The sequence below is a fragment of the Dulcicalothrix desertica PCC 7102 genome, from assembly GCF_003991905.1.
GTDB classification, from domain to species: domain Bacteria; phylum Cyanobacteriota; class Cyanobacteriia; order Cyanobacteriales; family Nostocaceae; genus Dulcicalothrix; species Dulcicalothrix desertica.
Genome location: NZ_RSCL01000033.1, coordinates 65,324 through 85,937, shown reverse-complemented (window position 1 = coordinate 85,937; position 20,614 = coordinate 65,324). Strand labels below are relative to the sequence as shown.

At 38.7% G+C, this 20,614-nt stretch carries 14 protein-coding genes; 5 read left to right on the top strand and 9 right to left on the bottom strand.

From position 1 onward, the window contains the following. The first annotated feature begins 189 nt into the window (after nucleotides 1-189). Together DSM106972_RS43455 and DSM106972_RS43450 are read left to right on the top strand one after the other, a co-directional pair. Nucleotides 190-1,566 carry an MATE family efflux transporter gene (locus DSM106972_RS43455; RefSeq protein WP_127086539.1) on the top strand — a complete coding sequence of 459 codons (1,377 nt, stop codon included), beginning with the start codon at nucleotides 190-192 and terminating at the stop codon, nucleotides 1,564-1,566. Nucleotides 1,567-1,787: 221 nt separating this feature from the next. Further along, entirely contained in the window at nucleotides 1,788-2,687 is a 900-nt protein-coding gene (locus DSM106972_RS43450; RefSeq protein WP_127086538.1) for a helix-turn-helix domain-containing protein, read from the top strand. A gap of 70 nt (nucleotides 2,688-2,757) precedes the next feature. Here DSM106972_RS43450 and DSM106972_RS51820 read toward each other — a convergent pair whose 3' ends face one another. From DSM106972_RS51820 to DSM106972_RS43435, 4 genes are all read right to left on the bottom strand, one after another. After that, the gene (locus DSM106972_RS51820) at nucleotides 2,758-2,904 is read right to left on the bottom strand and encodes a hypothetical protein (protein WP_158632968.1); all 147 of its coding nucleotides are present in this window, start codon (nucleotides 2,902-2,904) and stop codon (nucleotides 2,758-2,760) included. Between the two features lie 82 nt (nucleotides 2,905-2,986). Next, nucleotides 2,987-3,322, bottom strand: coding sequence for a XisI protein (locus DSM106972_RS43445; protein WP_127086537.1), 336 nt, complete (start codon nucleotides 3,320-3,322; stop codon nucleotides 2,987-2,989). Continuing rightward, nucleotides 3,310-3,726: a XisH family protein gene (locus DSM106972_RS43440; protein WP_127086536.1), complete on the bottom strand. Its 417-nt coding sequence runs from the start codon at nucleotides 3,724-3,726 to the stop codon at nucleotides 3,310-3,312. Before DSM106972_RS43440 ends, DSM106972_RS43445 begins: the two co-directional genes overlap by 13 nt. Nucleotides 3,727-3,904: 178 nt before the next feature. Then, complete coding sequence (locus DSM106972_RS43435; RefSeq protein ID WP_127086535.1) at nucleotides 3,905-4,093, bottom strand: hypothetical protein; 189 nt, start codon at nucleotides 4,091-4,093, stop codon at nucleotides 3,905-3,907. A gap of 17 nt (nucleotides 4,094-4,110) precedes the next feature. On the opposite strand from DSM106972_RS43435, the gene DSM106972_RS43430 reads away from it, so the two are divergent. Beyond that, complete coding sequence (locus DSM106972_RS43430; RefSeq protein WP_127086534.1) at nucleotides 4,111-4,563, top strand: SMP-30/gluconolactonase/LRE family protein; 453 nt, start codon at nucleotides 4,111-4,113, stop codon at nucleotides 4,561-4,563. A gap of 175 nt (nucleotides 4,564-4,738) precedes the next feature. Here the strand turns inward: DSM106972_RS43430 and DSM106972_RS43425 are convergent, their stop codons facing one another. The 3 genes from DSM106972_RS43425 to DSM106972_RS43415 all read right to left on the bottom strand — a co-directional run bounded on the left by DSM106972_RS43425 (nucleotide 4,739) and on the right by DSM106972_RS43415 (nucleotide 13,518). Further along, nucleotides 4,739-10,525: a PDDEXK-like endonuclease domain-containing protein gene (locus tag DSM106972_RS43425; protein WP_127086533.1), complete on the bottom strand. Its 5,787-nt coding sequence runs from the start codon at nucleotides 10,523-10,525 to the stop codon at nucleotides 4,739-4,741. A 253-nt stretch (nucleotides 10,526-10,778) separates the two neighbouring features. Then, nucleotides 10,779-11,432, bottom strand: coding sequence for a Uma2 family endonuclease (locus DSM106972_RS43420; protein WP_127086532.1), 654 nt, complete (start codon nucleotides 11,430-11,432; stop codon nucleotides 10,779-10,781). 223 nt (nucleotides 11,433-11,655) lie between these two features. Next, nucleotides 11,656-13,518 (bottom strand): isocyanide synthase family protein, encoded by a 1,863-nt coding sequence (locus DSM106972_RS43415; RefSeq protein ID WP_158632967.1) that lies wholly within the window; start codon nucleotides 13,516-13,518, stop codon nucleotides 11,656-11,658. A 379-nt stretch (nucleotides 13,519-13,897) separates the two neighbouring features. Between DSM106972_RS43415 and DSM106972_RS43410 the strand changes: the two genes are divergently transcribed. Next, complete coding sequence (locus DSM106972_RS43410; protein WP_127086530.1) at nucleotides 13,898-17,320, top strand: alkaline phosphatase; 3,423 nt, start codon at nucleotides 13,898-13,900, stop codon at nucleotides 17,318-17,320. 222 nt (nucleotides 17,321-17,542) lie between these two features. After that, on the top strand, nucleotides 17,543-17,689 hold the full coding sequence (locus DSM106972_RS54355; protein ID WP_186538441.1) for a hypothetical protein: 147 nt from the start codon (nucleotides 17,543-17,545) through the stop codon (nucleotides 17,687-17,689). 196 nt (nucleotides 17,690-17,885) lie between these two features. On the opposite strand, the gene DSM106972_RS43405 is transcribed toward DSM106972_RS54355, so the two are convergent. Together DSM106972_RS43405 and DSM106972_RS43400 are read right to left on the bottom strand one after the other, a co-directional pair. Further along, complete coding sequence (locus tag DSM106972_RS43405; protein ID WP_127086529.1) at nucleotides 17,886-19,274, bottom strand: ScyD/ScyE family protein; 1,389 nt, start codon at nucleotides 19,272-19,274, stop codon at nucleotides 17,886-17,888. A gap of 376 nt (nucleotides 19,275-19,650) precedes the next feature. Then, entirely contained in the window at nucleotides 19,651-20,538 is an 888-nt protein-coding gene (locus tag DSM106972_RS43400; RefSeq protein ID WP_127086528.1) for a helix-turn-helix domain-containing protein, read from the bottom strand. Between the last annotated feature and the right edge of the window lie 76 nt (nucleotides 20,539-20,614).

Here is a 20,614-nt window from a genome sequence, read left to right as displayed (position 1 = left end):
CGCAAGAAACTGAAAGATTTTTTTTTTGAACATCTTTAACTTGTAACTATCAGCCCCTAGTGATGCGTGGCGCTACAAGTCTTATAACTAGACCCTTGATTTTTTCGTGGCGCCACGCACCCTACATCAAGCTGCATTGAAATAATTACCTATTTCACGCTCGAAGAGCCAGTTACCAGTTACCAACTTATGACCTCAATATCTCTAAACCCCAAATTAAAAACAGAAATCCGAGAATTTGTCCAACTAGCAGTACCCTTGGCGAGCGCTCAAGTAACACAGTCATTGACGGGTTTTGTAGATACTGTGATGATGGGTAGATTAGGACAAGAAGCTCTCGCTGCGGGAGGTTTGGCTTCGTTCACTTTTCTTGTAATATCGTACACAGCAAGTGGTGTTGTAATGGGGGTGAGTCCTCTTGTTGCTGAAGCTTATGGTGAAGGTAAAAAAACGCGCGTTTCGGTATTAGGGTGTCAGGGATTATGGTTGTCGCTGTTAATTGCGATACCAACGATGTTCTTAATTGGGCATATGGATAGTTTAATGATTAAATTTAGGCAAGCAGTAAATACTGTTACCTTAGCCAATAGCTACTTAGATGTAATGTTATGGGGATTATTTCCAGCAGTAGGGTTTGCAATGCTGCGAAGCTTTATCTCTGGACTTTCTCAAGCTCGTCCAGTGATGGTAATCGTAATTGGGGGAACGCTATTTAATATTGTTGGAAATTACACTTTAGGATACGGTAAATTTGGCTTTCCTCGAATGGAATTAGCTGGTTTAGCTTTGTCAAGCGCTCTTTCTCACTGGCTAATGTTTTTGACTTTAGTAATTTATGTCGTTAAACATGAACGACTTAAAAATTACCGAGTATTTCAAAATTTACATCGCATCAAACCAACAATTATCCGAGAATTATTATGGATTGGGGCGCCGATTGGAATTGCTGCGGCATTAGAAAGCGGTTTATTTGCGGTTGTTACTTACCTCATGGGTATATTAGGAACTGAAGTACTTGCAGCGCATCAAATCATCTTGCAAACAACAATGGTTATTTACATGGTTCCTTTAGGTATGTCTTTTGCAACAACAGCGCGTGTCGGTCAATGGTTGGGACAGAAAAACTATGAAGGTATATTTAGAGCAGGTTATGTTAGCATATATAGTGCGGCAATATTCATGACTTTAACGGCAGTAGCACTTCTGACTCATTCGCAACAGGTTGTTGGGCTTTTCTTAGATATCAACAATCCAGAAAATGCCAAAGTGTTAGCGCTCGCAACTTCAATGTTAACAGTCGCAGCTTTTGCACAAATTCTCGATGGAGTACAAAAAACTACCTACGGAGCATTACAAGGATTGCAAGACACGCGCGTGCCAGTAATTTTAAGCTTAATATCTTTTTGGGGAATAGGTTTAACTTTGGGTTATTTTCTAGGATTCCATCTCGGTTTTGGTGGTACAGGTTTGTGGTTAGGGCAGTCAATAGGTGTTGCAATTTCCGCAGGATGTTTTATCTGGCGCTTCTGCAAGCTATTATCAAAAAATAAAACTCAACCATTTTGAATATATTACGCGCTTCCTGTTTCCTGTGAATCCTTGATAATTTTTTATACAAAAACATTAGCATAGATTATAACCTATGCTATTTATAGGTATTTCCAATTATCTAATATCAAAGAGGCTGTTATGCTAATTATCATTAAGAAAATCTAAATATCCATCCAACTAGTTTTTTAGATTTAAACTCATCAATCTAAAATCCAAGATACAGCAGGGTAAAGGTAATGCCACAGAACGATTCTCCTATTATTGATTTAGCAAAAGAAGAGGACGTTTTAAAGATTTTACCTTGCCAAGCAGTGTATTCCAGTAGAAATGCAGGCTGGAAAGGTATTCAACTTCTGCACAACAGCTTACCAGCTTGGGAAAGCATTGAACATTCTTATACAGAGCATGTAGTTGATATTAGCGATACACAAATAGCTAAATTAGAGCGAGTACTTGAAAACAAAAGACAAGAAACTTCAATTAGTACTGGAGAAGTCGCTATTATTCCTGCTTATACACCTCATAAACTAACTTGTAATCAAGCAAGTGACTGTACGTTTTTAATTATTAATCCATCTGTTATTGCGCGTGTTGCATATGAATCAACTGACCCTGATAAAGTAGAATTAGTACCCCATTTTGATAAACTTGACCCATTAATTTACCAGATTGGTTCGGCATTGAAAAATATATTGCAAACAAATCCACAAGGAAGTTCTTTTTACGCGGAGTCAATGGTAACAGCTTTAGCAGCACATTTGTTGCAATATTACTCTGCTCAAAAAGCAGTTGTACAAAATTTCAGGGGTGGGATAACAAAATATAAACTGCAACAAGCTATTGATTATATCCATCAGAATTTAGCAGAGGATATTTCTTTAGAAGCGTTAGCCCAACACGTAGAAATGAGTCAATATCATTTTTCTCGTTTATTTAAAGAAGCAACAGGTTTGGCGCCTTACCAATTTGTAATGAAGTGTCGGGTAGAACGTGCGAAAGAATTAATATTGCATTCTCAATTAAATATTGCAGAAATTGCTTATTTAGTTGGGTTTAACAGTCAAAGTAATTTTACGCAAAATTTTAAGCGTTTTACTGGGGTTACTCCTAAACAATACACAGCAAATATAAAATAAGGAAGAGTTAGTTACAGCTTACTCAGAGTCTCCATAAGGTCTTTTAGAGAGAGTACCTCAATAAGCTCTCTTAAAACAGGAGATAATGGGCAATAATCCCACTATAACGATCAATTTCAAACCCTACTGCAATTGCCCAAGGCATTTCCCGTTCGAGAATTGCGACTAGTAGTTCCGTCGGTTGTACGGGTTGACTTTGAAGAGCGCTTACTGCCAAAATCCCTCTGTAAAGTACTGTGCCACTTACTTACTGACTTTTCCAGTGGTTGATACAGTTGTATAGCTTTATATAACTCTTTTTACTCAACTGCATAAGGAGTAAATTGCCGCTTGAAAGGAGAATAAAAACCAATAACAATATCTGATGGAGGTACACCCAGTTCAACTAATCTCTCGGCAATCAGTTCTTCTGTACCATTGTATTGAATCCATATCTTACCTTGAATAATATCAAAGTGCATGATGGGACCAAATACCCGCTTATCTCCTTCCCAACCAACAAAAGATAGTTGATAATGGTCGTTTTCTAAATCAAAAATTAGTTGTGGCTTTACTGTGTCAGCATCAATACTGACATATGCGTGTTCACTTAAAATTTGTTTAATTAATTGCCGATATTTCTCTACTTTATCCATTGCCGTATTTCCTCCTTTTTCGGGTCATATGTTATTAGTTTAATTTGATATCGTTGAATTGCACGCTGAATAAAAGGAAGTTGAAAAAAATCTTTATAAGTTTCGTCTGGAACTGCTAAATATACAGTTCGTTCTGGTTGTTTTTCTTCTAAAGCCTGATAATAATTTAGATATTGACCAAGCGCAGTGTGAAATTCATTTATATCAGAACCACCAATAAAGCTTTTTATCTCAACTGCGATTTTTTCAGAATCACGTTCCGCCGCAATGGCGTTTTCGGCAGCTAAATCTATCTGTACTTTAACCGCTTCACTTATACGAATTGTTAAAGGGTCATTAGTAATTGTCCATCCATTTTTAATTAATGCATTTTTAACTTGTTGATGAAAAACATCTCTAGCCATTTTAGTATCTCAAGACAAACAGTAGATGGGTGGGTTGTAACATGAAGCTAATCTTTAGGATAGTAATTATATATTATACATAGAGCGCTATAGCTTGCTAGGGTTAGTATGAATATGGCTCATCTTTTTTATAAGAGGCACCACATGTGCATAGCATACTAATAAACTATATAGTACATTATAGACGGTCAACCTCATAGAAAATAGCTTCATTTCGGGTAGGAAACGTCACACTCAAGAAGCGACCTGATAGATGCCACTTAATATCTGGTGTGTGTACCTTTGGGTCGTCAATACCGGGATGACTGTGAAAGGTTGGGGTTCCCAACTTGCCATTTGTAAACGGGATGAATGCTATCTGGCGCACCGGCTCACTGCCAGTAAATTGCCTTTGGAAGAATCTTTTTTACTCAGGGTACGAGTAGTGATTATCAAGGACTCAGTTCTGACATCCTTACAATTCTTGAAGGTAGCTTTAAAGGGCGCCTGCTGGAATACAATCCAGCGACTGGTAAGACTCGCACGCTAATTGGGGAACTAACGTCTGGTAATGGTGTGGCACTTGCTCCCGATGAATCTTATGTTCTAGTTGCAGACCAATATCGATACCGCATCAAGCGCTACTGGCTCAAAGGTGCTTCTTCAGGAAAAGAAGATATATTTGCAGATAATTTACCTGGTTTTGTTCACAATATCTATATAGACGATAAGAATACTTTATGGGCAGCGTTTAATAGCCCTCGTGCCGATATTATTCCTCATAATAATCCCTGGCTCAAAGCACAATTAGCATTCGCTACCTGCAAGTTTACTGGCGCCAGATGTTCCACGAGATGAATCGCGACGTGGAACTGGATTTGTGATTGGAATGGATTTACAGGGAAATCCACTTTTAAGTTTGCATAACCCGCCAATAGTATGAATACTCTTAGCACTTAGCAAAATCATATTTGGGGCGTGTTTCAAATACAAAAGCAGACAATATATTGATTTAAAAATCACATTCAAAAATTTAACTATTTTGATTTTGTAGCCTCTCTATTTTTTCGACCAAGAGACAAATTTGAGCAGGTTTATTACGAAACCAATTTGTTGACCAAATTCGGTGGATGTTCCAGCCAAGTTTTTCAAGCACTTGTTGTCTTAAACGGTCACGGTCTCTGGCAGTAGGAGAACTATGGTAGGATGCACCATCACATTCAATGCCTAATAAAAATTCTCCTGGGTGATTTTTGTTGGCAACTGCTAGGTCAATTCGATAACCTGAACATCCAACTTGAGTACGTATCGTATACCCATGCTCTACTAAGGTGTGGTAAACATCTTCTTCAAATGGTGAGTCAAATTTAAGTTCATTGCTATACAAATTACCTTCGAGTCGTTTGCCACCGCTTTCTGCATACTCTAGGTAATCTCGTAACAACTTTATACCTTTACTTTGACTGCGTGTTATATCTATATCAGCAGCTAGAAGAGAGGAGACTAAAGTAATTTTGCTTTTTGCCCGTGTAATAGCTACATTCAGGCGCCGTTCTCCACCTTGTTTTATAATTGGGCCAAAATTAAGATGAAGTTTACCTTCTGAGTCACGAGCATAACCTACGCTAAGTAATATCACATCTCGTTCATCACCTTGAACATTTTCTAGTGCTTTAAGAAAAAACTGAGGTGAGTTATCGCTGCAAAATATATCAAATTCGGGGTTGTCGCGTCCCAAAATCTCTATTTGCTCTTGAATTGCGTTAGCTTGAGCTTCACTAAATGCAATAATACCGAGAGATTGGTTGGGATATGATTGAAAATGTTCTAACGCTAACTGAGCAACTACTTCTGCCTCACGTCTATTATCCCGGCGCCCACCTCGGTCGTAAATACCATCAGGAACATGTTTAAACCATACTCCCAAATCTGGATTTTGAACTGGGTTCGGAAATGTTATTAATTTAGAGTCGTAAAAATGTTTATTGGAGAAAGTTATTAAGCGCTCATCCTGACTGCGATAGTGCCACTTAAGCATGTGGCGAAACATAAAATTCCAACATTCATCTAAAACGCTTTCATAGCTTGCATTATCCTCATCTTCCGCATCTTCTCCATTATCTGCGGTTGCAAAGAACGATGTAGGTGGAAGTTGTTTGTTATCACCAATCACAATAACTTGGTCAGCACGAATAATCGCAGGAACAACATCCTCCGTGCGAAGTTGAGAAGCTTCATCGAAAATTAAAACATCAAAGTGAATTACATTAGCATCAATATATTGACTGACTGATAGCGGACTCATCATCCAGCAAGGTTTTAAAGCTTTGACTAAGTTTGGCGCCCCTTTTTGTTTATCATTGAGAAGTTTACCAATTGGCAAATGCTGCTTTTTCTTAGTTGCTTCTCTTTTTAGTATTTGTAACTCAGCTTGAATATCTAAGCTTTTTTCGTGATTTTGCCAGCGTTGTGCGTGGAGTTGCTTTAAACGTTCTCTGGCAGCATCAAGTTGGTAGCTATCAAGTTTAGAAAAATCTTGAATTTGTCGTTCGTGTACCTCTACATTAAAGTTCTTTAACTCAGGTTTTTGAGCAAGGATAGCATCAAGGCATGTTTTATAAATAATTTTCTCTAGACATGGAAACCATTGTAATGGTTTTATTTTGCGCTCGCGTAAAGCATCTAATAATTTTTTAATTCCTAAATTTTCAAGTTTTTCATAGGTTTCTTTATAGGTTAACCATTCTTGAAAATCAGATAGTTCAGACTGGGCTAAATTAAGGAAACTCTCTAATTCTACGAAAGTAATTTTATTTTTTGGTAAATAAGAATCAGTAATATCACTTTCATTAAAATATGAAAGGATAAAATCTAATCCTTGCTTGATACTTTTTTGTGTTGATTCAAATCTTTTTACAAGTTCGCTGAGTTCGCGTCGCTGAGAGGGAGAATTTATAATTTGCTGAATAGAATCAGTATCGAGCGAATACTGTTGTAAATCAACTAGCCAATTTAAAGCTTCTTTAATTTGTTTTAGTTCTGCTTGACTGGAAATTTGCGGGTTAAACAAAGAACCAAAAATTTTAGTCGGTAAATAATCAGCTTGACTCAGTTTATTTTTAAGGACAGCCATTGGATTTAGTTTATTATCCCGCAAAGCATCTACAAATTCTTGAAGTCCTAAATTTTCTAGCTCTGTATGTATTGCTTTATATGTTAACCAATTGCGGAAATGTGATAAATCAGTTTTAGCTGCAAATAGAAAATTTGCCAAATCGGTAAATAAAATTTGAGTATGAGGCAAATATTGCCCAACAATGTCGTTTTCCTTGAAGTACATAAGTACCAAATTCATGCCCTTTCTAAAGCTTTCAGGAAAAGATTGAATTTTTTCAAATAATTCAACTAGTTCACGTCGCTCTCCAGCAGAATTGAGAACTTGCTGAATATACTCAGTGTCGAGCGAATACTGTTGTAAATCAACCAGCCAATTTAAAGCTTCCTCAATTTGCTTTAATTCTGCTTGGCTCGAAATTTGCGGGTTAAACAAACAGCCAAAAACTTGAGCAGGTAAATAATCTATTTGGCTGAGTTTATTTTGAAGGACGACTATAGGACTTGGTTTATTATCTCGCAAAGCATCTACAAAGTTTTGAAATCCTAAATTTTCTAGTTTAGTATGAATTTCTTTGTATGTTGACCAATTACGAAAATGCGGTAAATCAGTTTTAGCTTGATTCAAAAATTTTATCAGGTCAGTAAATAATATTTCATTTATGGGTAAATATTGCCCAATAATATCATTTTCGTTAAAGTATGTAGTTAAAAAATTCATCCCCTGGTTAAAGTTTTCAGGGAATGATTCAACTATTTTTACTAATTCATCTAGTTCATGCCGTAAAGATGGAGAATTTATTAGGCGCCTAACAGAGTCATGAGTCAGCGAATAATTTGGTAAGTTAGTCAGCCAACTTAAAGCTTGTTCAATTTTAATTAATTCTGACAGATGAGAAAATTCAGGGTTAAATAAAGACTCAAAAACTTGACGAGCAGGGTAGTTGCTTTCATACAGTTCATTTCTAGCTGCTTGTACTTCAACCGCTTGTAATAAATCACGTTTTAATTCATTAAACGAAATCTGTCCTCCTTGAATACGTAGTTTTTTCAAATACTTAACGTCATTTCTACATTTTGTATTAAAAATTCTAATAATCCAATAACGATTATATCTTTGAAATCTATTATTCAAAGCTGGCAATTCGGAAGAAAATAACTCATAATTATACTTTTGTTTTAAAAATGGTTCGTTCTCTTCTAAAAATGTAATATCTGCTTTTAACTTAGCAAATGCATCCTGAGCAATTGAAACATCTACTGTGTTCCAGTTACTTGGCAAATCAGATGGACTATTTAATATATAATGAAGAGCAGGTAAGGATGCTTCAATATTTCCTAAATTTAATAGCGGCTGAATTTGTAAAATATTTTGAAGCTTTTGAGATGCTGTTTGGAGCGAAGAAAGTAATTGCTGAAAACTTTCGATTTTGTTATTAATTTCTAGTTTTAGAGTTTCTGAGCAAGATTGTAATTTACTGTTATGCCAGATGGTTGTAGTTTGTTGTCTTAATAAGGGTAGAAACGTAGAAAGTTGATGCAGTAAATTTTCAGCTTCTACTGAAAGCTTATTTTTTTCAATTTCTCGAACATCGTTCCTCAAAATATTTAAAGCATCCCGAATAATTGAAATATTTAATAAGACCCAGTTCTCTGGTAACTTAGATGGCGCCTTCAATATATGTTGAAGAGTTAGATAGCAAATTTGTACATCTCTTAAATTCAACAAAGGTTGAACTTTAAGCGTCATTTCAAGCTTTTGACTAACTGTTTGAATTAAAGAAATTGCTTGTTGAAATTCCTCAATTTTACTTTTGATTTCCAATTCTTGCGTTTCAGAGCAATGCTTTAAACTACTTCGTTCCCAAATAAATGTTTTTTCTCCTTTTAGGAATAATAAAAATGAAGAAAGTCGAGCAAGTAGATTTTGAGATTCTTGAGAAAGCTTGTTTTTCTCAATTTCTTGAACGTCTTTTTCTAAAATACCAAATGCTTCACAAACGGTCGAAACTTCTAATTTAGTCCAATTTTCTGGTAATTCTAATGGCGCCTTTACTATATGATATATAGCTGAGTAACAATTTTCGAGTGACTCTAAATTAGATAAAGCTTGAATTTGCAACGTTATTTGTAACTCTTGACTAATATTTTGAGTTGAAATAATTGCTTGCTGGAACTCTTGTATTTTTTCTCTAATTTCTAATTCGAGCTTATAAGAATAAGTCGCGAGAGAACTTTTTGCCCAAATAGTTGTTTTATCTCCTTGAAAGAACGGTAAAAACTGCGCTAGCTGATTCAATAAATTTTCAGCATCTTGCAATTTGTGTAAATCCCATTGATTGAAATTAGAAAGTATAATGTCAATATCTGGAATTCCTTCGCGCTCTTTCTTCAAAAGTAGACCAAATATTTCAAATGCTGATTTATCTAAAGGCTTTTCTTTCGCATGTAAGCTTGTGTGATATGAATTAACTAATTCACGATTATAAGCAAACCTTTCAAAAAATAAATTGTGATTTTCTGAACTAGATATTTGTGATATATCATTAATGGTTTTGTCTAAATTCTGGATAAGTTTGCGTTTATCAGTTGTACCACTGTGGTGGAGATTAAGACAAATATGGTCTAAACCACATTCTACCATGCGCTTATAAACAACACTTAATGCTGTTTCTTTTTCTGCAACCAATAGAACTGATTTACCTTCACCAACCAGTTCAGCAATCATATTTACAATAGTTTGGCTTTTACCAGTTCCTGGTGGTCCCTGAACAACAAAGCTAGAACCTCTTTTTGCTGCTTCTATCACAACTTGCTGACTAGAATCAGCATCTAAAATTTGAAATATTTGTTCTGGTTTAACTAGTGAATCTAAAGCTTCGGCATTTGGTGGTTCTTTAAAGTTGGACTGATAGCTAGTTAAATCTCCACTAATCGCTTGCAAAATCGGGTGAGAAAAAATTAGAGTCTCATTTTCAATGATGTCCCGAACCATTGCAGCTTTGGCATAAGAAAACAGTGATAGGAACACATTATCTTGAATTTGCCAAGTCTTGAATTCTACTAAAAGTTCGCTAATTAAAGTAATTATTTCGTCGTAATTTAAGTCTTGTATAATTTCTACTTCTGGAAACTCAATGCCAAATGTTTGCTTTAACTTTTGTGCCAAAGTCGGATTTAATACTACATCCTCTTCTAAGGCAGATAGTTTATATACATCTCGTCTAGGTTGCTTAATTAACTTTACAGGAACTAAAATCAGTGGCGAGGTTAAAGCTTCTTCTGGTTTATCCTTGTCATACCAAGTTAACGCTCCCAATGCAAGAAATAAACTGTTTACTCCTCGCTCTTCAAATGACAGTCGCGCTTCACTACGTAATTTCTTCAGTCGTTTGAGTTGTTCGTTACCTGTTTGGCGAGTAATTAATTCCAGAGGACTTGCGGCGCCTGGTAATGCTTTATTATTTTTCAATAGAGAAGTATCTTGATACTCACTATCAAACATCTGAAAATTAAGCGTTTTCTTCTCAAATATAAGGTTTTGGAAGAGAATATTAGCAGAATCTGTGAGAATCTCCAAAGTTCGTGGGCTATCTTGCTTAAACTTGATACTTAGATTGCGTTTCCCCAAGTCAGCTAACCCAGCTTTCCACTTTGCAATCTTTTGAATAAGGTTTTGCCGAAAGTCCAAAGCTGGCTGCTGCATATCTGCTCTCTTGTTTTAATTACACTTATACTAGAACACTGTAATTATTTTACCTGACTAACGTTTGACTGAAAAATGCTTTCTATACAAATAAACAACAAGATTTTCCCTATATCTCTAAATTAGTATCAGGAGAAAATTCTCTCAATAAAGTGTAATATGTTTTACAGATAAGCAACGGCGCCCATTATCTTGTAGAAGGCGCCTATCCAACTTATAGTTTCGCTAATTTTTGTACAAAACTTACATGCGACTATCTACTCAAACCTTGTTGTAGCAAAGCTAAAACCTTTGCCATGTCACCTGCAAGCAATGCTTTCACATCTAACCACAAACCTGGATAAACCTGACTTTTAATTACACCACTTGCATCAGCTTCTAAAGATATATACTCGCCATTCTGCAAGCAAAACCAATCAAGTTTATTATCTAACGTTTGCCAAACAATATATTCTTTTACACCATTGCGACGATAAACTTTTTTCTTATCGTGTAAATCGTTCGCTGCACTACTTCCTGCAACTTCGGCAACTAATTCTGGCGCCCCTTCAATATAACCATCTTTATTTATACGCGAATTTCCATTCGACTCGATACGCAGCAAAGCATCCGGTTGCGGTTCGTTGTCTGCATCTAATAGAACTGTTGCATTATCACTCAAATCAACACCCTCAGTTGCTGCTTCGTAAGTCCCTAAACACGTCATCAATCTTCCGTGAGGTTTACCGTGGTTTACGTGTCTTACCGGAGATGCCATGTATACTATTCCCTCTATCAATTCTGCTTTTTTAATATGCAGCATTGCGGTATATCGCCGTTCAAATTCATGACGAGTCAACCTATCGCCATTTTCTAATGGTGGAATGTAAGTACTTCTATTAAGGTTTTGCTCTACTGATGCTGTCATGCCGGAAAATACCAATAAAGAATTGTCCTTGCGTTTAGTATATCAGTTTTAGTCAGTGGCTGTTTAACATTGGGGGCTACATGATAAGATTTGTAACAATTTCGGCAGGTTTGTGTAAAAACCGCGCGCATAAAAATGAATTATATCTCTTAAATCACTTGAAGCGGTAGCAGGTAGGCGCCTGATACCTAGCCCGCTCAGGAGTGACTGATGAATCCTAGTATTAGGCGATTTTGTTTGAGTCTAACTCGTTTGAAAAATTCAATACAGTTCTTTGTGGAAGTGAGTGTGGTAATAACTGCACGCGCCAGAGTTCTCGGTCATCAGTTAAATCGCTTGCAGCGGTTCTACCATGCAACATGTAATGATTTTCAATTAAAAGTAGGTCGCCTTGCTGCCAATCATGGCAAATTAAACAGCTATCGTCGTACACCTTGGCTTGTAGTTCAGTAATTAGTTGTTGAAAATCTTGTTGAGGTAGACTTTGTGATGATAGCTCAAAGGTTTGTAATTTAGAGCTAGAAGCTTCTTGATAGCGAAGGATATCTTCACCTGTAATCGGATGTTGCATAATTAATGGATAGCTGTGTTTTTTGCCTCCATAGTAAGTAAGTTTGGTGAAATAATCAATTTCTATTTGTTTCCAAGCCTCAACTTTTGTAGAACCTGCGTTTTCAAGCACTCTTCGACCGTCAACTACTGTGGTCTGTCCTTCTCCATTTGCTGGAGCTTTATGACAATAAAGAATAAAAAACTGAGGTGTAAAATCTTCATAGCGACCGCTTGCTTCTAAGTAAGAGGGTGGCATACTTAAATCCCAATGTAAGGGAACAGCTTCACGAGAAGCAATATAACCATCGGGTCTTTCTTTTGGTCGAATTGTATGTACAGGTCCGAAGTCCCAGATTACTGGTTTTCCAAACAAGCTTGAAAACTCGACAAGATGCTCTTTACTGTCAACATGAAAACCTCGTAAAACCACAAACCCATACTCTAAACAAAGATTTTGTAATGTTTTTGAATTAAGGCAAGAACAGTCAGGCTTTTGCTGATTATCATTACCTTTGTAGGTAATGCGAATTCCTGTTTTTGGCGGGTTGATAATTTCTAATTCACATTCACTCCAAATTTCTTCAGTTGACTGTATAAAATACCAAGGTTGTTGGTGATGCTTAACCAAAGCCGTTAGTGGTAATTTTTCTGCCTCTTCTTTTTTCATCATAATTTCTTGATTGTCAGAAGTTTTAACAACTACGTTATGCCAAGGGGTGATACAACGAGAATCATTGGGTAATACATGAACAGCAAATTTTGGCCCTGAATTATTATGACCATGAACAGAAAGCCGAATATGATGTGGAAACTTTTCTGAAAGCAGTTTCGTTAATGCATCATTCCGTTGAATCATGATTTTAGCGAATTCACCACTCTGCTTGAGTCGAGTTTTTTTTGTTTTAGGGTAATTACTATTAGTCCAAGGATTGTCTTGAAAAAGGAAATTCTTCAGACCTTGGTAAGTTTGACGTATTTGTTCATCATTTTGGATTTGCGCTTCTACTTGCTGCTTGTCAAGGGAACAATATTGGCTCATCAGTTGTTCTCGGAGAGCATCATATCCATTTTGTGATGAGAAAAAGCTATCTAAAGATTCCCAGGAAATGTGACGAACTTTGATAAGATTTTTAAGAGTAGTATTATACTTATCTTGGGTTTCTTCAGAAACTCCAATTAAATCAGAGAAGGTAGTTCCATCACTAAAAATGATAATTTTACATCCTGGTGCGTAAAATTTTCTCACTTGTTCGCAGAAATTATCTAGATATTCTAAGGCAATTTCTTCTCCTCGGTCTGGTAAATAGCCAAATACTTTAGAGTTTGTGTTGGGTGACTTGCAGGGAAATCCAGGCAAAATCATTTCTATTGCTTGATGACTGCGGATAAAATACATTAATTGCTCTGTTAGAAAAGCTTTTCCTTTTGTTTCAAAGCAGTCATTTTTAGCTTTAGCAAGTAATTGGCGGAAAAGTTTCACAAATTGGGAAACAACCAATTGATAATTTTTGGCTTCAATATGTACTGTAGTCATAATTAATTTCATCCTTAATATCCGTTTAATGAGCTATCCATACAGTGGAATGGCTCTCTATTAACTCAAACGGTAAGGAATTTTCTTTTATGCATCTTCTAGAACTGTGCGTTCGCGCTTTGAGTGAGGTGGTAAGAGCATAAAACCCTGAGAAGAAAGAAATAAGTTAATCTTTAAACTCTAGATAAGCTTCCGTTAATCAGGGAATGACATTATTGTGTCAAGAAAACAAGCGTGGATTCTAGGAAACAATAATTAGTGACTGTATATTATCAAGTTATTCGTGTACTAGATACCCCGGACGTGAAGCGGCGTAATAATTGACACCATCAAAAAACAATAGCTACATAGTCATCAAAAAATTATTGGTTTTATAGATATGATGAATTCTACCAGTGGGAATCACGTAATTTTCCTGCATCCAGATGGAACCAGTCCGTCGCATTATGCGTTGGCACGCTTTGTAGATAAGGGTCCCGACGGACGTTTGAATTGGGACATGATGTCTAATTCAGGTGTTTACCTGGGTCATATGGAAGACCAACTTGGGGGAACCTCGAATGGTGGTGCGGTGACTCACGCTACAGGCGCCAAGGTATATGCCGAATCCTTTGGTTTGAATGCAGATGGTTCGCAAGTTACTCCCCTGTCTGGTAATACAGGTAAGACCATTATCGAAGAAGCGATTGCAGCCAACAAGGTGACTGCTTTGGTGCAGTCGGGTGCTGCATATGAGCCTGGTACCGCTGCCTTTGTAGCTCAGGTTGGTGAAACAGTTGACGCAAATGGAAATCGAATTCCACCCCGTCAGCGTGCAGTAGATATTACTAAAGAAGTCATCCTCTCTGGGGTAGATTTCATTTTAGGTGGCGGCGAACTCAACATGGTACCTATCGGTACTGATGGCTTCCACGGCACGGCGGCTGAATATGATGCTCTCAGCACTAGCGCCTTGCAACGTCCTAACGAAAACCTAATTGAATTAGCCCAAAGCAACGGCTACACCGTTGTTTACACTGAACAACAACTCAACGACCTGCTCGATCCGACAAAGACTCCTACAGCACCAACCAAAGTGTTGGGCGTATTTGCTCCTATCCACACCTTCAACGACCGTCCAGAAGAAGTTTTAGCCTCACGGGACTTACCCTTATACACTGAAACAGCCCCGACAATCGCCGAGATGCTGGATGTTACCCAGAAGTTGATGGAAAAACATCCTAACTTCAATAACGGCTCGATTGCAGTTGTTGAAGAAGAAGGAAGCGACAACTTCGGTAACAATAATAATGCTGCTGGAGTCCTAGAAGGTGTGCGTCGTGCGGATGCAGCGGTTGGGGTAGCAATGAACTTTATTGACAAGTACCCCAATACCCTGTTGCTAACTGCGGCTGATAGCGATGCAGGTGGTTTGCAAGTAGTTGACCCGCGTACTCCCGGTCAGCCCGTCGGCAATATTAACAATAACCCCACTACCGAGCCACGCAACGTACCTCTTGATGGTCAAACAGGAGCAAATACCCTGCCTTTTGTTGCTGCTCCCGACGCGAATGGTGATGTTTTCAATTTTGCTGTCGGTTGGGCAGGTACACCCGACTTCCCCGGTTCCATCGTATCGAAGGCACACGGTCTAAATGCAGATAAGTTACCTGCAACGGTGGACAATACGGGGATGTACGAGTTGATGTACGAAACTCTGTTCAACACCGAACTACCTTCGCGCAACGAAGCACCAACAGCAGCACCGAAGGCCACCAAGGACACTGGCAACGTTATCTTCATTCACCCCGATGGTACCAGCCCTTCGCATTACATGGCGCTGCGAAACATCGATAAGGGTCCTGATGGGCGCCTCAACTGGGACATGATGTCCGATGCTGGGGTTTACCTGGGACATATGGAAAACCAACTAACAGGTACTTCCAACGCGGGTGCAGTTACCCACGCGAACGGCGTAAAGGTCTTTAACGAATCCTTTGGATTGGAAGAAGATAATACTCGCGTTACTCCAGCATCTGCTAAAACTGGCTACACCATCCTTGAAGAAGCCATTGAAGCTGGAAAAGCGACTGCGCTGATTCAATCTGGTCACTTAGCTGAACCTGGTACTGCTGCCTTTGCTGCGGAAACTACTAACCGTGATGGTGATAATATTCGGGCGCGCGATAAGTATGCTGAAATTATTGAGCAGGTAATCCGTTCTGGTACCGACGTAATTATGGGCGGTGGTGAACTATATATGTTGCCATTCGGCACTACTGGTTTCCACGTCGATGCTGAATTAGATGCTTCAGAAAGCAGCCCCGAAAGGCGCCCTACTACTAACCTAATTGATTTGGCTAAGTCTTTGGGTTACACAGTGGTCTACACTGAAGAGCAAATGAATGAGGTAGTTAATGGTACTAACCCACCACAGAAATTATTGGGTGTGTTCGCTGCGATACATACCTTTGACGACAGTACTGAAGAAGAACTAGGACTCAACAGCAGCAATCCTCTACCTTTGTATGTAGCAACGGCGCCTACTGTTGCGGAGATGATGGAAGCGTCTTTGAAGATACTCAATAAAGACCCAGATGGCTTCTTTGTAGTAGTTGAGGAAGAAGGTTCGGATAACTTTGCTAACAATAACAACGCCGTAGGGACAGTTGAGGCAGTCCGTCGGGCAGATGCAGCAATTGGCGTGGCGATGAATTATGTTAATACCCAAGACCCCAACACTTTGGTAATTACTGCCGCAGACAGCGATGCTGGTGGCTTACAGGTGTCCCAATTTGCTCCTTACACTCGTCCCTCTGGAAACTATACTCCTAGCAATCCAGCAATCGCCGATAGCGAACCATCTGCTCCTTTCATCAACGTTAACCCAACAACAACCAATACAAACCGAGCTGTGTTGGATGGTGTGAATGGCAGTACAGGAACTGAAGAGGCGCCTTGGATACCATTTGCAGCTCAAGACAGTATAGATGGACCGATGGGTAATTTTGGTGTTGCCTGGGTCGGGACTCCAGACTTCCCTGGTAGCATTGTTTCCAAAACCTACGGTATGAACGCTGATAAATTACCTAGTACCTTGGATAACACCGAAATCTACGATTTGATGTATCAGACGTTGTTTGGTGTCACACCAGAATTTGCTACTGCCCAGCAAGAAACCAAGTTAGTATCCGGTACTAGTGGGAATGATATCTTAATTGCAGGCGCCCCTGGTGGTAGCTTTGACGGTATCAATGACTCCGTATTTACTGGTGCAGGCAATGATGAAGTTGATACACAAACAGCAACTTCGACCATTGCTGGTCGTAATCGCATTGACTTAGGCAGCGGTAACGATACTGTCTTTGTTAGCAAAGGCGATAGTGTATTTGGTGGCGCTGGAAATGATGTATTCGATGCTACTAATGCCCTTGGTGGCAACCGCATGTCCGGTGGGGCTGGGGATGATATTTTCTTCCTCGGTAGCAATGACCGCGCATTAGGTGGCGATGGTAACGACCAATTCTACGTCCAATCCGGTGGTGACAACTTGCTTTCTGGTGGTGCTGGCGCCGATCAATTCTGGATTGTAAATGCGGAATTACCTTCAATAGCGAACACTGTTCTTGATTTCCAAGTTGGTACTGATGTAATTGGCATTCTTGGTAGTGCTAGTTTGGGTATCTCTGCATCAACTCTAAATTTAAGCCAAATTGGTAGCGATACACAGATTGGTTTTGGCGGTCAAACTTTGGCTGTTTTAGGTGGTATTGAAGCAACCAGCTTGAACCTAAATGATGCCAGCCAATTTGCCTTTGCTTAATTGCTGTAATTTTGACTAACCAGCGAGCGGCGTTATGTCATTTACACCCGATTAATGACTGATTAATGAGGTAGAGACGTTACATGTAACGTCTCTACATAACCGTATTGCATCGAATGCTTAGTATATCAGTTTTAGGAGCGTCGATGTTTAGCATTGAGGCGAAATAAAAAGTTTTGTAACAATCATTAAGTTCGCCAAAAATACCCATTACTTCCTGAGTTGTACGCGAATCGAGGGCGCCCAAAAGCTGTTAATGAGCAATATCTGGCTCGTTTGAAAGAATTGGAAAGCGCTAACTTTAATCTCGACCAAAAGACAATACAACTGAGAAATATTCCTCAAATCAACACGATTTCAGCATTATAAATTGGTGAAAAGTCAATCGGCGCGCTCGTCTAATGTCTTAAGGCAATTCAGTTTAATGAAGACTAGCAACGGATTATAAACGGATGTAACGGATGGTTAATTTTATAAAACCAGAACTTGTTTGTAACTAATAAATTATCCGTTACATCCGTTGTATCCGTTGCAAACCAACCCCCAAATTTAATGACATAGAGTACTAGCAACTAACTCTGTGCTTGCGCTTCAACATTGCACTACCACCAATAGCACTAACCACTAGTAGTCCCAACATAGAAGAAGGTTCTGGAATTCTCGTCCTTTCAACCCGAACAATTTGCCCTAGGTTTAGACCGACACCGCGCGTTGTTACATATATTTGGTTGTCAGGGCCAATAGTGATTCCATCAGCCGATGCTAGTCCTTCACCTGCTGCAACAAGAGTTGTCCGAGTTCCATCAGGAGCTAGTTGAATTAAAGAACCTGGCAAGTTTTGTAAGTCACCCTTCCACTGTGCCTGGTCGCTAAACTGTAATACGAGCAAATTACCGTTTTTATCAAAGGTTAAGTCTGTTATGTGTGTAAACCCATCAGCGAAAACTTGTGGTTGATTATCTTCTCCAATGCGGAAAATCCGAGCTTCACCTTCGGGATAAGGAAAACCTAAGTATTCGCCAACGTACAAGGCGCCATCAAGACCAATTGCGGCGCCTGTGGGTACCGATTGAACTAATATTTTAGCTGGTATTTGCCCTGGTTCCACCGCAGGTTGCCCCTCTGGGAGCGCGTCTGCTGGTATTTCTACTAGCCCTGGAGGTATCTCTGCTCCTGGTGGAAGCGGTGGAAAGTCTGGGTTATTTATGAGTTTTTTGGGTAATGGAATTGCCGCTACATCACTGCCATCAAGTTTGATTTTATAAGCAGTGTTCCCTCCTCCATCAACAACGTAAGCAGTATTGCCACCAATGTTTAATTCATAGGGGTTACTAACGACATCCGCTTGATCAGGATTATTAATGATTTCATATTTGCCAAAATCAAAAATTTCTGTCAACTGCTCAGTTTTCAAGTCAGCTTTGAATAGTTTTCCCAAGTTAGGGGTGTTCAATACTTGATCTGGTGGTGATGGAGGGAAAGTAAGGAGTTGTGCTTCTGGGAGTGGGTATTGAGTACCAAGGGTACTTAATTCTAAATCGCGGTTTCCCGGATAACCAGCAAACGCAGTCAGAAGATAAGCATTACCCTGCGAATCGAATTTGAGTTCTTGGGGACCCGCTCCCTGATTCCCACTGGGTTGTTCTGCTAGAGACTGGAAGTTATTGAATATACGCTCTTGCTTGCCGTCGGGTGTAATTTTGACCACTGAACCAGTATTACCAGCACAGATAGGTTGAAACAATGTACTAGGGGATGGTTGGCAGTTCCCATTTCCCCCAATACCTGGTTCACCTACATAAAGATTACCGTCAGGACCAAATGCCGCACCGCGCGCGTTACTAATTCCATCAGCAATTACCGTCAGAGATGCAGCTTGTGCAGCTTTCGTTCCGGCAACAGCAGTCAGACAAGTAGTTAGAGCAAAAGTAATCGTTATTTTTTTGGCTTTCATAACCTTTAAAATTCCAAGTTATTTTAATTAAAAAGTACCGAATTTAATGGTTCTTTTAAATGAACATTCTTTTGGTAAAATATATCTATTATTTATATTGTATTTATATTGCAATCAAACAAAAATATTGATGAACACTTGATTTTGTACCAAAATCAAGTGTTCATCAAAAATGTAGTATTCAATTTAATTAGGCGCTAAAAAACCTAACTTAAAACTAAACTTGCTTCATTATTTAATCTGTACTAATAATACGCTTATATCTACTAAAAGTCTACCTAGCATTATGTTGTATTCTTGCTATAAATATTCTAAATTTGCGAAAATATTTGGATTAGAGTTTGAGATAAGACGAATAAACGTAAAAAATTTAAAATTAAAGATTTTCTCTATACACTTTTGGTGTCATTGTTGTATGCTTCCGAAATAGTGCCGTGAAGTGACTAGGATTGCGGAAACCTATGCACTCACCAATGTCAGCTATTGACAATTGTTTTTGAGCTAGTAAAACCTTTGCTCGCTCGATTCTACAATTAATTACGTATTGATGAGGAGTAAGACCAGTTGACTGCTTGAATAAACGAGAAAAATGATAAGTACTCATTTGTACGACGTTCTTAAGTTCCGTTAGCGTCAAGTCACGTTCAAGATTGTCACTAATATATGTGAGTACGTTTGATAACTTATATTTAGGTAAACCACCACTAAAATCCTCAACAGTGATAGAAGTAGAATACTGGTGTAGCAAATAACTAGAAAGTGCGGTTGCTAATGATTCACCGTAAAGATGCCCAGACTTACAACCAAATTCGAGTTCTGCTTTCAGCGCTAACCCAATGTGTTGAATTTGGGGACTTACTACACCTAAGCTCGGCACAATCTCAATATCTTTTAAGTTCAACTCTTGTGCAATGCGAGTTACAAATGCTTGTTTAAGGCGTAATACCAGGAAGTCACAAGCATCATAACATACTCCAGAACATAATAAACCTGGAGGCATAATTGTAATTTCGCCGTATGTAAAGCGTTTGCTCAGTAGTTGCCCATCCCACATTAACTCTACCCTAGCTGGGCGTTGGAAGTGCAGGTTAATAATATAATCTGATGTTGTTTGTGGGGGTATCTCGTGTGCCTGTAGCTGCCAGTATTCAACAACAATGCTATTCCAAGCGGCGCCTGTACTAGAAAGTATTGGCGCCATAAACTTTTCTTCTTGTCTCTGTGTATTAATTCCCTCAATGTTTGAAATTTTACATTCTCTCATTGCTGTTGCCGCCGCTAACTACTACAATATTACTGGCAAACCAGCAATGAGAGAAGCAATACCTATCCAAATAAAG